14 protein-coding genes are annotated in these 14985 nt (G+C 69.7%); 1 reads left to right on the top strand and 13 read right to left on the bottom strand.

The annotated features are described in order from the left end of the window. The 4 genes from ABD810_RS27860 to ABD810_RS27845 all read right to left on the bottom strand — a co-directional run. The coding region (locus ABD810_RS27860; RefSeq protein WP_344946767.1) for an ArsR/SmtB family transcription factor at positions 1-326 on the bottom strand (326 nt) is incomplete at its 3' end. Positions 327-397: 71 nt separating this feature from the next. Then, positions 398-2752, bottom strand: coding sequence for a heavy metal translocating P-type ATPase (locus ABD810_RS27855; protein WP_344946765.1), 2355 nt, complete (start codon positions 2750-2752; stop codon positions 398-400). 121 nt (positions 2753-2873) lie between these two features. Continuing rightward, positions 2874-3095: a heavy-metal-associated domain-containing protein gene (locus ABD810_RS27850; RefSeq protein WP_344946762.1), complete on the bottom strand. Its 222-nt coding sequence runs from the start codon at positions 3093-3095 to the stop codon at positions 2874-2876. Between the two features lie 179 nt (positions 3096-3274). Further along, positions 3275-3700 carry a FixH family protein gene (locus ABD810_RS27845; protein ID WP_344946759.1) on the bottom strand — a complete coding sequence of 142 codons (426 nt, stop codon included), beginning with the start codon at positions 3698-3700 and terminating at the stop codon, positions 3275-3277. A gap of 75 nt (positions 3701-3775) precedes the next feature. On the opposite strand from ABD810_RS27845, the gene ABD810_RS27840 reads away from it, so the two are divergent. After that, entirely contained in the window at positions 3776-4018 is a 243-nt protein-coding gene (locus ABD810_RS27840; protein ID WP_344946756.1) for a hypothetical protein, read from the top strand. Positions 4019-4046: 28 nt separating this feature from the next. Here ABD810_RS27840 and ABD810_RS27835 read toward each other — a convergent pair whose 3' ends face one another. The 9 genes from ABD810_RS27835 to ABD810_RS27795 form a co-directional block, all read right to left on the bottom strand. Next, positions 4047-5954: an ABC transporter ATP-binding protein gene (locus ABD810_RS27835; RefSeq protein WP_344946753.1), complete on the bottom strand. Its 1908-nt coding sequence runs from the start codon at positions 5952-5954 to the stop codon at positions 4047-4049. Beyond that, positions 5947-7746 carry an ABC transporter ATP-binding protein gene (locus ABD810_RS27830; protein ID WP_344946750.1) on the bottom strand — a complete coding sequence of 600 codons (1800 nt, stop codon included), beginning with the start codon at positions 7744-7746 and terminating at the stop codon, positions 5947-5949. Before ABD810_RS27830 ends, ABD810_RS27835 begins: the two co-directional genes overlap by 8 nt. Positions 7747-8048: 302 nt before the next feature. Continuing rightward, positions 8049-9329 (bottom strand): ATP-grasp domain-containing protein, encoded by a 1281-nt coding sequence (locus ABD810_RS27825; protein WP_344946747.1) that lies wholly within the window; start codon positions 9327-9329, stop codon positions 8049-8051. A 35-nt stretch (positions 9330-9364) separates the two neighbouring features. Then, entirely contained in the window at positions 9365-10582 is a 1218-nt protein-coding gene (locus ABD810_RS27820; protein WP_344946744.1) for an ATP-grasp domain-containing protein, read from the bottom strand. Further along, a complete protein-coding gene (locus tag ABD810_RS27815) occupies positions 10582-11739 on the bottom strand; it encodes a GNAT family N-acetyltransferase (RefSeq protein WP_344946741.1) in 1158 nt (385 codons plus the stop codon). Before ABD810_RS27815 ends, ABD810_RS27820 begins: the two co-directional genes overlap by 1 nt. Positions 11740-11746: 7 nt before the next feature. Continuing rightward, a complete protein-coding gene (locus ABD810_RS27810; RefSeq protein WP_344946738.1) occupies positions 11747-13033 on the bottom strand; it encodes an ATP-grasp domain-containing protein in 1287 nt (428 codons plus the stop codon). Positions 13034-13044: 11 nt separating this feature from the next. Next, complete coding sequence (locus ABD810_RS27805; RefSeq protein WP_344946735.1) at positions 13045-13395, bottom strand: carboxymuconolactone decarboxylase family protein; 351 nt, start codon at positions 13393-13395, stop codon at positions 13045-13047. 57 nt (positions 13396-13452) lie between these two features. Then, a complete protein-coding gene (locus ABD810_RS27800) occupies positions 13453-14706 on the bottom strand; it encodes a M28 family metallopeptidase (protein WP_344946732.1) in 1254 nt (417 codons plus the stop codon). 49 nt (positions 14707-14755) lie between these two features. Continuing rightward, the gene (locus ABD810_RS27795; protein WP_344946729.1) at positions 14756-14935 is read right to left on the bottom strand and encodes a hypothetical protein; all 180 of its coding nucleotides are present in this window, start codon (positions 14933-14935) and stop codon (positions 14756-14758) included. Positions 14936-14985: the final 50 nt, after the last annotated feature.

Here is a 14985-nt window from a genome sequence, read left to right as displayed (position 1 = left end):
GGGGCTTGGAGCAGGTGCGCGAGCCCGTTCAATGCCTCGTCCACGACCCTGTAGTAGACCCAGGTGCCTCGCCGGTCGGCGTCGATGAGGCCTCCCGCGCGGAGCACCTTGAGGTGGTAGGAGATCGTGGGCGAGGAGAGATCGAAGTCCTCCGACATGTCGCACACGCATACTTCTCCGCTGGGATGCGACGCGATCACCGACAGCAGCCGCAGGCGTACCGGGTCTCCGAGCGCCTTGAACACATGCGCCAGGTCCGCCGCGTCAGAGCTCCTCAGCGGCTCGCGTGTCAAGGGCACGCAGCGTCCGAACACCGCAGAATCCATGCAATGCTCCCAGGTCAGAGATAGCGGCTCGGCCTTCGTTTCCTGTCCCGGTGGCCCCCCGTCGGGGGCCGTCAGTCTTCTCTTCCGGCGGTCGCCGCCTGGAGTGGGCGATCGGAATCCCGTGCCACGGGAGCCGGAGCATCCGTGGACGTCGTCTGTGCCGTCTGGGTGGCGCGGAAGCTGCGCAGCCGCAGGCTGTTGCTGAGCACGAACAGGCTCGACGCCGCCATCGCCGCTCCGGCGATCATCGGGTTGAGCATGCCGAGGACGGCCAGCGGAACGGCCGCGACGTTGTAGGCGAACGCCCAGAACAGGTTGCCCTTGATGGTCGTGAGGGTACGGCGGGACAGCCGCACGGCGTCCGCCGCGGCGCGCAGGTCGCCGCGGACCAGGGTGATGTCGCTCGCTTCGATGGCGGCGTCCGTGCCCGTGCCCATCGCGATGCCGAGGTCGGCCTGGGCCAGGGCGGCGGCGTCGTTGACGCCGTCGCCGACCATGGCCACCACCCGGCCTTCCCGCTGGAGCCGTTTCACCACTTCGACCTTGCCGGCGGGCATGACCTCGGCTTCCACGTCGGTGATGCCGACCTGGCCGGCGACCGCGTCCGCGGCTTGCCTGTTGTCGCCGGTCAGCAGGACGGGGGTGAGGCCGAGCCGTCGCATCTCGTTCACGGCCGTGGAACTGGTCGGCTTGATGGTGTCGGCGACGACGAGCATGCCGCGCACCCGTCCGTCCCACCCCACGAAGATCGGTGTCAGGCCGAGGCGCTCCGAGTCTCCCTGCGACCGCTGCAGTTCCGGAGGAATCGTCAGCTGGTCCGCCAGCCAGGTGGCACGGCCGGCGAGCACCGTCCTTCCTTCGACTTCTCCCCGAACGCCCAGGCCCGCGGATCCGGTGAAGTCGGTGACGGACGGAAGCGTCCCGAACCTCTCGCGGGCACCGGCGGAAACGGCCTTCGCGATGGGGTGTTCCGAGGCGTCCTCCAGCGCACCCGCGAGCCGGAGCACCTCGTCTGCTTGCTCGCCGGGACCGGCCACCACCTCGATAAGCCGCATCGACCCGGTGGTCACCGTGCCGGTCTTGTCCAAGACGATGGTGTCGATGCGCCTGGTCGATTCGAGGATCTCCGGACCGCGGATGAGGATGCCCATCTGGGCACCACGTCCGGTGCCCACCAGCAAGGCGGTCGGTGTCGCAAGACCCAGCGCGCACGGGCACGCGACGACCAGGACCGAGACGGCGGCGGTCAGCGCGGTGGCGGCGTCGAGGCTGTTGGCCAGCCAGAAGCCGAACGCCGCCACGGCGATGGTCACCACCACCGGGACGAACACGGCCGCCACCCGGTCGGCGAGCCGCTGTACGGGTGCCTTGCCGGCCTGCGCATCGGTCACCAGCCGCGTGATCCGCGCCAGTTGCGTGTCGGCGCCGACCCTGGTGGCCCGGACGATGAGGCGCCCGCTGGTGTTCACGGTGGCGCCCACGACCTGGTCCTCAGGGCCCACCTCGACCGGCACGCTCTCTCCGGTCAGCATGGAGGCGTCCACGGCCGAGGAGCCCTCGACGACGACCCCGTCCGTGGCGATCTTCTCGCCGGGCCTGACCACGAAGTGGTCTCCGGCCGAGAGGCGGTCGACGGGTACGCGGACCTCGTAGCCGTCCTTCCACACGGCTACGTCCTTGGCGCCGAGCTCCAGCAGTGCCCGCAGGGCGGCGCCGGCCTGGCGCTTGGAACGGTGTTCGGCGTAGCGTCCGGCGAGGATGAAGACCGTGAGGCTCGCGGCGACTTCAAGGTAGATGTGGTGCAGGCCCTCACCGGCCACGGGCCGCATCACGAAGGGCATCCGCATCCCGGTGATCCCGGCGAAGCCGAAGAACAGCGCGTATATCGACCAGCCGAAGGATGCGATCACCCCCAGCGATATCAAGGTGTCCATTGTGGCGGAGGCATGGCGCAGGTTCTTCCAGGCCGCGAGATGGAAAGGCCACGCGCCCCACACCGCGACCGGAGCGGCGAGCGTCAGCGACAGCCACTGCCAATGGTCGAACTGCAGGGGAGTGATCATCGCCATCGCCACGACGGGGAGGGTGAGAACCGCCGAGATGATCAAACGTCGCCGCATGGCGGTCAGCGAGCCGTCATCGGACGGCTCGTCGGGCGCGGGAGAGCTGTCGTCGGCGACGGGCTCGGGGGCCGGAAGCGCCGCCGTGTAGCCGAGCCCTTCCACGACGGCGATCAGGTCGTCGACGGAGACGGTGGGGTCATGTTCGACGTGCGCCTGCTCGATGGCGAGGTTCACCTCGGCCCTGACACCGTCCATGCGGTTGAGCTTGCGTTCGATGCGGGCCGAGCATGATCCGCACGTCATGCCACCGATCAACAGGGTGACCTCGGACCGTTGGGCGAGCGTCGGGGCCGATCCGGACACTGTCTTACCTCCTCTCGGGCCGCCTACAGCTCCACGGGGGCCACGAGGGTCCCGAGTGCGTAGGCGAGCACGAAGACCACGGCCAGCAACAGCAGGAAACCCACGATCTTGACGGTGGGGCTCATGAAAGGACTCCGGCGAACCGGTATCCGCTCTTCTCCACGGCGGACCGGACGGCCTCTTGCGAGATCGGGGTCGCCGTGCTGATCTGCACGCGCCCCGCCTTGGGATCGATCTCGATGCCGTCGATCTCCGGGAGGGCCGCGTCCAGCGCGGTTCGCACGCGCTTGGCGCATCCGCCGCACGTCATGCCTTCGACCGAATAGGTGGTGACGATGCTCATCGAGGTTCCTTTCCAGTTGCTGATGTGCTGAAAGGGCTCTGGCCGATCCGCCGGCGTCCTACAGTCCGTAGGTCTCCCGCACGTCGACGAAGGCGAAGAACGCTCCCTGAGGCTCCACGGCGGGCCGCAGGGTGGACGGCGGCACCTGGGCCGCGCGACGGCTGATCACCATGCCCTCCCTACTTGGCCTTCACGTCGAACCGCACGGTGGCCGGCGCACTGGAAGCACGGCTCACCTGGACGCTCACGACCCATTGGCCGGACATGCCGAGCACGAGCTTCGACTCGTACGCGTCGCCCTTGAGCGTGGCCTGCTGTTGCCCGCCACGCATGTTCATGCTGGGCATGTCGTAGTTGACCTTCACCGCCGCGTCCTGGACGACGACGCCCGCCGAGTCCTTGATGGTGAACTGGGCGGTCGCCGCCGTCCCTCCCTTGGCGGGACACGGATTCGTGGTGAACTGCACGGTCAGCCCGCCGCCCTGCTTCTGGATCATGCAGGCGGCGGGGGACCTGCCGCTCTCGGCGCTGCTGCTCCCGCAGCCGGCCAGGGCCGCGGCCACGGTCATCGTCGCCGCGGCGGCGCGAAGTGAACGTCCGCTCATCGGACTCCTCCGACCTTCGTTGGGCGGCGTCAGCCGCAACATGAGCTCTCGGCTTCGGGGACGGACACCCTGTCCGTGACCGGCACCTGCTCCGAGACCGGTGCCTGGTCGGCGGCCGGCGTGGGGCCGCAGCACGATGACTTCGCCGTCGCGCTCGCCTCGGTGTGGCCGGCCGGCTTCGGTCCGCAGCACGAGCTCTTCGCGGCGGCCGGAGCGGCCTGCTTCTCCGCGGCGGGCTTGGGGCTGCAGCACGAGCTCTTCGTCTCGGTCTTCGCGGCGGGTACGGGCTCGCTCTGGGAAGCCGACCAGAACAGCTGACCGAGGCTCGGTTCGGTGGTGGACATGGCTACTTCCTTCCGGTTGTCGGTACGGCGATCTCGCCGGTCTGGACCTTGCAGAGTTCCGCGAGGCGGCTGTCTCCGGTGAGCAGTTCCACGGGCCTGCCGTGCTCGACGATCCGTCCGTCTTCGAGGACGAACACCTGGTCGAGGTCTTCGACGAGGGTCAGCCAGTGCGCCACGACCACCGCGGTACGGCCTTCCAGCAGCCGGCGGATCGCCGCGAGGACGGTGCGCTGTCGTTCCGGATCGACGCTGGACACCGCCTCATCCAGGATGATCACTCGGGGGTCGGCGAGCATGGCGCGGGCGAGGGCGATGAGCTGCCGCTCTCCGACCGAGAGCCGAGAGCCGCGCTCGCCCACCTTGGTCTGGTAGCCGTCCTTGAGGCCGCTGATCACCTCATCGGCGCCCACGGCGCGAGCGGCAGCGATGACCTCCTCGTCGGTGGAGCCGGGCCGGCCGAACCTGATGTTCTCCGCCACCGTCCCGTCGAAGAGCTGCGCTTCCTGCGTCACCAACAGCACCTGGCCGCGTACCGATGACCTGGTCGCCTCGGACAGGTCATGGCCGTCGATGCGTATGGCGCCGGAGCCGGGGGTGTAGAAGCGGACGAGGAGCTGCATGAGCGTGCTCTTGCCTGCACCGCTGGCCCCGATGACGCCGATGTGCTCCCCGGGAAGGGCTTCCAGCGACACCTGGTGCAGGACCTCGGTGTCGCCGTAGCCGAAGCTGACCCGGTCGACCTCCAGATGGCCTTGGACCGGCGGAAGCGGGGTCCCGGTGTCCTCCTCTTCGGGCAGATCGAGGACCTCGAGGATTCGCTGCGCGGACACCGCCATGTCGGAGGCCTGCCCGAGCTGGTTGGCGACGTCGCGGACCGGGTTGAGCATGCGCTTGGAGAACAGGGCGAATGCGGCGAGGGTCCCGGCCGCCAGGGCGGCGCCCTGGGCCATGCCCATCGAGGCCATCATCGAGTCGGTGCCGAGGAGCATCCAGGTCATGGGCATCATGCCGGCGGCCAGGTCGAAGAAGAAGCCGGATCCGAGCGCGTGACCGTTGATGATCTGCAGGCCGCCGAAGAAGATCAGCAGCGCCAGTGCGATGTGGACGGTGAAGCCGAGATAGGACGTCAGCCACAGGCGCTTGGTGGACAGCCTGTTGTGCACCTTGGTGTACCCGGCCGAGCGCCGCTCCAGGTCGGCCATGATGTTCTCCTCCTGGCCGAAGGAGCGGATGTCGGCGAGTCCGTCGATGCGCTGGTTGAGGTAGCCGACCATGGTGTCCCACGCTTCACGCTGGCGGTGGGTGTCGGACTTCAGATAGCGGGTCCACCGCAGCGCGATGACCACCATGATGGGAATGATGATGAGGGTGGGCAGGGCGACGCCGGGGCTCAGTGCGAGCAGGAAGATCGCGAACGCCACGAACCAGACGGTGCTCTGCACGAGTTCCATCCCCGTCTTGGTGAGGAACCCGCGGAACCGCTCGGCCTCGAACAGCACTCGGGTGACCCATGTCCCGCTGGCCTGCGACACGTGCCGTGAGAGCTGCACGTTGTGCAGCCGGGCCACGAGATCGTTGCGAAGGGTCACCGTGATTCGTTCGTTCACCCGGATCATCGCGATGTTGTAGGTGATCCGGATGATGTTGTCCAGGACGGCGAGCACGACGAGGTTGAGCGCGGTCCCGGCCACCGCTTCCAAGTTGCCGGTCACGATGTGCCCGACGCCGATCATCACGGTGTACATCTGGGCGATCGTCAGGACCGAACTGAGGATGGTGACCAGCGTGGCCACCGCGATCCAGCCCACATGGGGACGCAGGTACGGCAGGAAGCGCCGGACGGCTCGACGGAGCGTCTGGTTCACCTCAGCGGCGTCGAGGGGCGCCTCGACCGTAGCCGACTCAGCCATTGCCGGGGCCTCCATCTGGTAGTCCGACGGGCGCCAGAGGTCGGGCGACCTGGCCGTCCGTGCCGCCCACCTGGGCGACCCGGCCGTCCGTGCCGCCCACCTGGGCGACCTGGCCGTCCGTGCCGCCCGCCTCAGTGGCCGGCAGGGATCCGGCCGGCATGAGCGCGCCGCTCTTGAGCGTGATGACGCGGTCGACGTACCGGGTGACCGCGAGTTGCTGGGTGGCGATGATCAGGGTTCTGCCGTGCTGGAGTCGCTTGATGGTGTCGAGCAGCTCGGCCTCGGTCTCGGCGTCGAGGTTCGCGGTCGGGTTGTCGAGCAGCAGCACCGTGGGGTTGACGAGGAGCGCCCGGGCGAGACCCACCCGCTGCCGTTCTCCGGCCGAGAGGTCGACGGCGTTGGCGGCGAGCGCTCGCGACAGGGAGAACTCGCCCAGGCCGGCCGCCCTGGCCGCCTCGGCGACCTCCTGCGGCGTCGCGTCGGGCCGGGCGAAGCGGATGTTCTCCTCCAGCGTCCCTTCGAAGATCCATTGCCGTTGGGGGAGGGAGACCACCTGGTGCCGGATCGACTCCAGGTCGTACTCCCCGGCGTCGACGCCGTCGTAGGTCACGACTCCGGACTGCGGGTCGCGCAGGCGGGCGAGGGTGTGCAGCAGCGTCGACTTGCCGCTGCCCGTGGGACCGATCAGGGCGATCGCCTCACCCGGTGCCACGCTAAGGCTCACGCCGTCGAGGACCCGGCGTTCGCCGATCTCGACGACCAGGCCGGTGGCGGCGAGCGCGCCGCGAACGGCAGGCATGGGGCGGGTCTGAGCGCGCACGGTCAGTGCCGAGGGGGCGTCGATGATCCGGAGCAGTCGCTGTGAGATGACCACCGACCGGAAGATGCCGTTGGCGTGCATGGTCACCATGTGCATGCTCATTTGGACCATCATGATCAGCGCGGTGAGGGCGACAAGGCTGCCCACCGTGAGCCGGCCGTCGACGACGGCGCTGCCGCCCATCCACAGCACGATCGGCGTGGGGAGGGCTCCGATGACGTTGAGGATCGCCTCCCACCGGCTGTAGGTCGTCTTCATGCTGCCCCGGCGCGCTGACAGCTCCTCGTTGATCTTGTTCAGCTTGTCGGAGGCGGCGTCCTCGCGGCCGAACGACTTCACCACGCCGATGTTGGACAGCGATTCGCCGACTCCGGACAACAGGTTGGTGAACTGGCCCTTGACGTCGACGAAGACCTTCTGCAGCCGTCCCTGCACGGTCAGGTTGCCGATGATGACGATCGCCAGGGGAATGGTCGCGACGAGGGTGGTCCGCAGATCGATGAACGCGGCCACCAGGTACATCACCGCGGTGACGAGGATCTGGTTGAGCAGTTCCAGCAGTCCGCCGTTGGTCAGCCCTCGCACGAAGACCGCGTCGGAGATCAGGCGGGTCAGGGCCCGGCCGCCGGACGCCTCGGCGGTGTCGGCGGGGCCGAGCTGCAGGAGCTTGCGGAACAGGTCGTGCCGCAGGTCGTTGACGGCCTTGCTCGCGACGTTGAAACGCAGCTGCTTACCCAGGTGGAGGAGGGCGGCGGACGCGGCGCCGATGGCGAGGACGCCCAGTGCGATCGCGAGGAGCAGGCGGGGGTCGCCGCCCAGTACTCCGGCGTCGATGGCGACGCGGATGATGAGGGGAACTGCGATGCTGCTCAATAGCCCGGCCAGCATGGTGACCGTCGCCACGATCATCGCGCCGCGGTACCGGAGCGGATAGCCGTAGATGAAACGTAGCGCGCGAAGTGATTCCTTCACTTCACTTTCCTTCCCTTTGGCCGGGCCCTGGTGGCTCAGGAGGGCGCGGCCCGCCCCCCTCTAAGGGCGGGGGCCGCGCCTGATCACTCGTGGTGGCCGGGGCCTAGTCGCAGCACGCACACGCGCAGCTGCATTCGGCGCCGTCTTCGGCAGCGTCCTCGATGCCGCTGGTCTCGCAGCAGCCCGAGCCGATCATGTCCTCTGCCATGTCACTCCTTTCCTTTGATTTGATGATTCCAAGATTATCGAATCAGATTGCCTTTTCGGAGTCAAGGCACTGTCCGGCCGGCTCTGCTGTGCTTTCAGCAGCAGGACGTGTGGGGCTTGGAGACCTGTGCCTCGGCGTCGGCGACCGGCTCGACGCGCAGGTCGAGCTGCTGGAGGATCCGGTCATAGTCGCGGGCGACCGCGTCTCGACTGTCGCCCACGACCACGATGCGGCCGAAAGCACCACCTCTCGGGTGGTTGATGGACAGGACCGCCTCTCCCGGCTTGACGTCCAGCTCGATCAGCGGTCGCACCCGTGTCTCCAGCCCTGTGACCTCCCGTAGGGCCTCATCGCGGTACCACAGCGTCCCCTCTTCCTCGAAGACGATGCTGCGGTACAGGCCGATGGCGGCCTGCGAGGTGTCCGGCTCCGACTGCCGGCCCAGGGCCGCCTCCACCGCCACCAGCGTCGGCTCGTAGCCGGTGGTCGCGGCGATCAGCGCGACTCCCTGACCACCCGCCACCCGCGGGTTGATCTCGACGACCTTCGGGCCGTCCTCGGTGAGGATGAACTGCAGCAACGCGACCCAGTTGTCCAGGCCGACGGCCGCGAGCACGCGTTCGCTGAGCTCGTCGAGGAGGGACAGTTCCTCCTCGGACAGGACGCTGGGGAACCATCCGCCCAGCTTGACGAATTTGGGCGGCGGTCCGACCTCGCCGTCGAACACGAACAGCACCTTCGTCCGGCCGGCCGTGCGGCCGGCGAACACACCGATCTCCCGGCCGATCAGGTACTCCTCGACCAGTGCGCTGTCGCGACCGCCGTCGAAGATGTCGGCGATGGCGGCGGCCACCTCCTCCGGCGTTTCGCAGTGCATGAGCCCGGCCGCGCTCGAAGCGTCCCTCGGCTTGACGATGACGGGAAGCCCGATCTCCTTGGCGGCGGCGATGCCGTCCACGGGACTGCGGACCACCTGGTGGCGCGTGACCGCGATCCCTGCCTCGGAGAGGCACCGGTGGGTGGCCGCCTTGTCGTTGCAGTTGCGGGCGGCCTCGGCGGTGATGCCGGTCGTCAGTCCCAGCCGCTCGCGCAGGACGCCGGCCAGCGGTACCAACCGGTCCACCTGGGACACCACCGCCGTGAACGGTCGTATCGCGTGGACGCGCCGCACGTGGTCCACCACCGCGTCCCAGTCGTCCAGGTCGACTTCGATGGGGATGTCCGCGGTCGCGATGAGGTCAAAGGAGATGGACTCGTCGGCGAACCCCACTTCATAGTCGGTTCGCTCTTTCAGCATCCTGACGGTGCGCTGACCGCCGAGCACAAGCACGCGCGTCGGTTCTTCCTGCGCGTCCGGTCGTGTGGTGTCTGACACGTGTAGGTCACCATCCTTGATCGGGGCATACGCGGCTAGGTGCCGGACGGGTGAACACGCGGCCGGAGTACGTCGAGGACGCTCCGGTACGCGGGCTCGAGCTCGGCCGCGGACTCGGTGTAGACGACGATGCGCCCGTACACCCCGCCGCCGGGGTGATCGAGGGGCAGCACCTCGTCCCCCGGCTCGACGTCCATCGCGACGGTCGGAGGAGGGAGCTCGCCCTTCGCGCCGTGCGGCGTCACCGGCTCATAGTCGACGGTGCCGGCCACGTCGGTGGTCATGCACCGGTACCGGGCGTACCGTGCCGTCGGGGCGCGCCGGCTGATGGGCCGGCCGAGTGCGACCTCCACGGCGGCCCGCACCATGTCGACGCCGGAGACGGCCTCGGTCACGGCGCACAGCCGTCCGCCGGGGGGACGAGGCTTGACGTTGATGAGTACCGGGGCCGAACCGCTCAGGCGGACCTGCGCGTGCGCGATGCCGTCCCCGAATCCGAGCGCCCGCAACGCCCGCGCCACGAAGTCGCCGAGCCTGCGCAGGCTCTCGCCGTCGAGCCCGCTGGGGAAGTCGTATCCGATCTCGACCGGCCGTTGTCCTTCGGCCGTCTGCTGCGCGAGCACGCTGACGACCTCGGTGACACCACCGGTCGTGACCGTCTGCACCGCGTACTCGGGGCCTTCGACGTACTCCTCGATGAGCAGGTTGGGGCTCGTCTCTTCCCGCAGGACGGCGATCGCCTCGCCCACGTCCGCCGGGTTCCGGCACACGCGCGATCCCTTGCCCCGGGCGTCGGTGATCTTCTTGACCACCACCGGATGGCCGAGGCGCGCCGCGGCTGCCTCTCCCTCGTCAGGGTCCCCGACGACCACGTACGCCGGGCCCGGGATTTCCGCACCCTCAAGGGCCAGTCGCATGCGCAGCTTGTTGCCGCAGTTCATGGCCGCCGGAAGATCGAGTCCGGCCACGTTCAGCCGTGCCGCCAGGTAACCGGCCAACGGGAGACAGGAGTCGTAGACGCTCAGGACCGCGTCCAAGGGGTGGGCGTCGTGGATCCGGCGCACCGCCGCCTCCGTCGCCGTCCAGTCGTCGAGATCCACGTCCACCGGCACGTCGACGGTGCAGGCGAGGTCGATGGGGGTCGGATCGCCCAGCAGCACCGTGCGGACGCCCATCTCCGCCAGCACGTCCACCACCCGGCGACCGGCGACGCAGACCACGCTCGGACGGTCGTCGCGTACCCGCTCGGCCATCAGCAGCACCTGCTCACGACTTCGAGGCCGTCGGGCGAGCCCTGACTGCGAGCCTCCAGAGCTTGGCACCACGCGTGCAACAGCGCGTCGTGACGCCGGTCCGCCGCTTTGAGCGCGAGGAAGAGCGGGACCCCGACGGCGCCGTACCGCCGCTTGATCGGCGCGTTGCCGCGGCCGAGGTTGAGCACGCGGGTGTCTGAGGTGATCGCCGTCTCGATGGTGTGAGCCAGCATGGAGTGGTACGGCTCGAACGAGGCGTACGCCGCCGTCCGCAGTCCCGCGATCCACAGCGACCATTCCGCGCCGAACTGCCAGCCGGCGAACATGGCGACCACCTCGCCCGAGCCGTCGGTCGCGGCGACGGTTCTCTCGTAGGGTGCGAGATGCCTGCGCAGGGCCTGGAGGTACTCGACGGGGAACACCTCGGTGGGGGTGCCACGCTCTCGCAGGAGGGCGTGGGTGAGGTCCACCATCGTGCCGGTGTCAGGGGCGGTCTCGGCGATGACGAGGCCCTCCGCCCGCCGGCGTTGCTCACGCCACAGTTTGCGCCGTCGGCGCCCCGGCAGGGTGTTCCAGTACTCGGCCGGCGTGGCGTGGGTGGTGTCGATCCGATAGGCGGTCGCCACGTGCGCGGCCGCGTAGCCCTGGCCCAGCAGCCATCCGGCCGTGTGGCCCGCCGGGATGTCGGCGAATCCCCAGGCCCACGCGCCGAGCGCCATGGCCGCGCGTTCCAGACCGGTGACCAGCGCGGACGCGGCGTTCCGATGCTCGGCCGGTGTCACGGGCCCTCCGCACAGCCCCGCGAGGCTGTGCGCGAGCAGGAAGGGCCGGTCGGCGGGCATCGCGGGCGGCGCGCCGATGGACATGGCGTAGTCCAGGCGAGGGCATCGGCGCACGAGATACGCCGGACACACACCCACCAGCTCGTCACCGGAGTACGCGAGCACGTGCGCGGCTTCGAAGACCCCCGGAGGTGCCTCTTCGAAGGCGGCGAGCCACTCCCAGGTGTGGAAGATGGTGCCGTCTCCATGCCGGACGACGGCGTTCCACGCCTCGCGGTCGAGGCCCGCGATGGCGCGGACCAGTTCCAGCCGGTACCCGCCGGCTGATCCACCGAGGTTTCCCAGGCTTGTCAGTGTCGTCGCGGGACTGGTCATGGTCACCTCAGCAGCACGACTTGTATTCACGGCTGTCCGATCCCAGCCAGGCCAGGTCGTCCAGTGCGGTCACCTGGAGGTCGAGTGCGTCACGGATGCGGGCCACGCCGTCGGCGACCTCGGACGCCGTGCGCCCGAAGGTCACGATGCGGCCGTACACGCCTCCTTCCGGGTGGTCCACCGGTAGCACGGGCTCGCCCGGTGCGACCTCGACCTCGACGATCGGCGCAGGCGGGCCCGGGTACCCGGCGAGGTCGAGCCCTGTCCGGTACGTCACGAATCCGGGCTCGTCGAAGACGATGCTGCTGTACAGGGCGTGAGTGGCCTGCGGCTCCTCAGCGGTGACCGGGAGCCCGAGTGCGAGTTGCGACGCCGCCCTGGTCATGTCCACGCCGGAGACGGCCGTCGTCATCTCGACCAGCCTTCCTCCGGGGCGGCGCGCGTTGACCTCGACGATCTGGAATCCGTCCGGCCCCCGCCGCACCTGGGTGTGGCTGATCCAATCGGTGACGCCGAGGGCGGCGAGCGCGGACGCGACGACCGCCGTCAGCGTCGCCTCGTCGGCCGCCTCAAGCCCGCTCGGCTGTTCGTAGCCGATCTCCACGAAGACCGGAGGTTCGGTCATGTGCTGCCGGAAGACGCTCAGCCGTCGTGTCCACCCGTCCACCGTGAGGGTCTGCACGGCGTACTCCGGACCGTCGATGTACTGCTCGACCAGCACGCCCGCCTGGGTGGCGAGACCGGGGTCCGCCAGGACGGCGGCGGCCGCCTCTCCTACCTGGTCCGGCGTCGTGCAGCGCCGTACTCCGAATGCACCGGCCCCGTCCCGGGGTTTCACCACGACCGGCAGGCCGATGTCATCGGCCAGTTCGACGGCCTCGTCGGCGTTGCCGGCCAGGCCGAAGCCGGGGACCGGCAGGCCGGCGTCGCGGAGCCGGCTGCGGGTCCGCCACTTGTCGCGGCAGTTCCAGGCCGCCTCCACGGTCAGCCCTCGCGGGCCGGGCATCAACTGCTCGTTGAGGTGGGCCATCAGAGGTATCCGCGGCTCGACGTGCGTCAGGACGGCCGCGGGCGTGGCGCCGTCGAGCCGGTCGCGGATCACCTTGGCCACCAGGTCCCAGTCGTCGACGTCCACGTCGATCGGCACGTCGACCCATGGCATGCAGTGCAGCGGCACCCGCCGGTCGAGGTAGAGGATGCGGTAGCCGAGCTCACGCAGGATCGTGAACTCGCGTTCCGCGCGGCCGCCGATGAGGACGACGGTGCCCGCCGGTGTGTTGCCATCGCCTGTCATCGGCGTGCCTCTCAGCAGCAGGTGTTGGCCTTCTTGACCGGCGCCGCGGCGGCCGCCTGCGCCGGACGCTGCGCCGCGTCCAGCTTCAGTACCTCCACGATTCCGGCGACCTGCCCGATCTCCTCGTTGCCCAGCCCGATCTGCTTGGCGGTCGCGAGGAACGAGCGGACCGTTTCCTCCCGGCCCAACAGCAGGGCCGCCGCGAGGGCCACCGCGGCCCGGGCCTTGGGATCGAGGGCCCCTCCGTCGAACACCGCGTTGAAGAAGCTCTGGTAACTGGCGGAGAAGCTCGCGTGGCTGTCTCTCACCTCGGGGGCCAGTTGGATGAGCTGGCTGGTGATGCTCGGCGCCGCAGTCGCCATCGTTTCTCCTTCGTGAGGTGGTCGGCGGTGTGCCGTGGGGTCGGTGTCCGGCGGGTCTCAGAGTTCGATCGCCCGTGGGGCTTCGAAGGCCAGGCGGGCGATGGTGGCGAGAAGCAGGCGCCCCGCCATGCGGAGGGCGCTGGGCTCGATGCGATCGGGGGTGTCCAGCGGTGAGTGGTAGTGGGCGGCGCCCAGGCCGAGCCCGACCGCAGGCAGTCCCGCGGCGGCGTACTGCCGGTTGTCCGAGGCCACCGGGCCGGCGGCCAGCGGGATGCCGAGGGCACGGCCTGCCTGGTCGAGGACGTCTCTGAGTGCCTCGGTCTGCGGGCCCAGGTCGGCGGCCACCGCGCCGTTGAACCGCCCCGCCATGTCCACGTTGAGGACATGGGGCCGGATGCCCGAGGCGACGAGGCCCCTCGCGTGGTGGTGGGATCCGCAGGCCCCGACCTCCTCGGCGTCGAGCGCGGCGAGGACGATGGGCCGCGACGGCCGGGCGCCGCAGCCGGCGAGGGCGCGCGCCACTTCGAGCAGCACGGCCGTCCCGCTGGCGTTGTCGCCCGCGCAGGCGAAATGCCGGCCCGGATCGGCGCCGACGCCGTCGTAGTGGGCGGTGACCAGCACCGGCCGGTCGGCCAGGGCCGGGTCTTCGCCCGGGAGAGCGGACAGGACGTTGGTTCCGGTCACGGTGCCGCGCCGCAGGGGCACCAGCGCCCGCACCGTGCTCCCGTCCAGCCCGGCCAGGCGGTCGGCCCGGACGGCGATGACCGGCAGGTCCACCGGGGAGTCCCCGACGACACGCTTGGTCAGGAAGCCCGACGCGTCGGGCACCTGGGGAGTCAGCAGGCCGGCGCCGCCCGCGAGGCGGATCGAAGTGGCCAGCCGGGTGAAGGTCTCGCCGCGTGGCACGCGGTCGAAGGCGACCCAGGCGCCGTACGCGGGCGTTCCGTTCCAGCGGACGACGGGACCTTCGACGGCTTCGTGCATCGGCGCCGAGCGCGGGTGTTCGGCGTAGTCGCGCCGATGCTCGAGCGTGACCGGCGCCTCCGGACCTGTGACGGAGAACAGTGGCGGGGACTCCAGCCGGAACACCCCGGACACCTCGAAGCTTTCCGTCGTCGGCGCCAGTCCCACAGATCGCAGCTCGCCGACGATGAAGTCGGTGGCCCGATCGTGGCCCGGCGTGCCGACAGCACGGCCTGACAGCTCGTCCGCGCAGAGGGCTTTCAGTGCTGCCATGGCTCGTGCTTCGTCGAAGGCATCGATCAGCGCTGCGAAGCGCTCACCGGTGTCGAGTCGGGCGGGCCCGGTCATCGCGGTGGGACCTTTCTGAGGTCGAGTGCTGGTGGGAAAGGCGGTGCGGCTAGCCGCAGCAGCCGCCGCTGGAGGGCGCGGTGGGTTCGCCGCAGCAGCCGGTGCCGGCGTCGTCGTCCAGCTCGAACTCGTCGGCTTCGGCGCTCACCGGGCCTGTGGCGGCCGGCTCGCCGCAGCAGCCCGTCGCGGTCTCGGGCGCTTGGGCGGGGGTGCGGAATCCACCGGTCATCGAAGCCTCCGTGGTCTCTCGGACATCCATGACTCAGACCTTCCGATCTT

This window comes from Sphaerisporangium flaviroseum, assembly GCF_039537005.1.
Classification (GTDB): Bacteria; Actinomycetota; Actinomycetes; order Streptosporangiales; family Streptosporangiaceae; genus Sphaerisporangium; species Sphaerisporangium flaviroseum.
Note: the sequence above shows the minus strand (reverse complement) of the source record. Positions and strands in the feature narration are given on the sequence as shown.

Bases quoted from the DNA above. Each gene is read 5' to 3' on its own strand.
- ABD810_RS27850 (WP_344946762.1), bottom strand. From the start codon at position 3,095: ATGAGCATCGTCACCACCTATTCGGTCGAAGGCATGACGTGCGGCGGA.
- ABD810_RS27845 (WP_344946759.1), bottom strand. From the start codon at position 3,700: ATGAGCGGACGTTCACTTCGCGCCGCCGCGGCGACGATGACCGTGGCC.
- ABD810_RS27835 (WP_344946753.1), bottom strand. From the start codon at position 5,954: ATGGCTGAGTCGGCTACGGTCGAGGCGCCCCTCGACGCCGCTGAGGTG.
- ABD810_RS27820 (WP_344946744.1), bottom strand. From the start codon at position 10,582: ATGGCCGAGCGGGTACGCGACGACCGTCCGAGCGTGGTCTGCGTCGCC.
- ABD810_RS27815 (WP_344946741.1), bottom strand. From the start codon at position 11,739: ATGACCAGTCCCGCGACGACACTGACAAGCCTGGGAAACCTCGGTGGA.
- ABD810_RS27810 (WP_344946738.1), bottom strand. From the start codon at position 13,033: ATGACAGGCGATGGCAACACACCGGCGGGCACCGTCGTCCTCATCGGC.
- ABD810_RS27805 (WP_344946735.1), bottom strand. From the start codon at position 13,395: ATGGCGACTGCGGCGCCGAGCATCACCAGCCAGCTCATCCAACTGGCC.
- ABD810_RS27800 (WP_344946732.1), bottom strand. From the start codon at position 14,706: ATGACCGGGCCCGCCCGACTCGACACCGGTGAGCGCTTCGCAGCGCTG.
- ABD810_RS27795 (WP_344946729.1), bottom strand. From the start codon at position 14,935: ATGACCGGTGGATTCCGCACCCCCGCCCAAGCGCCCGAGACCGCGACG.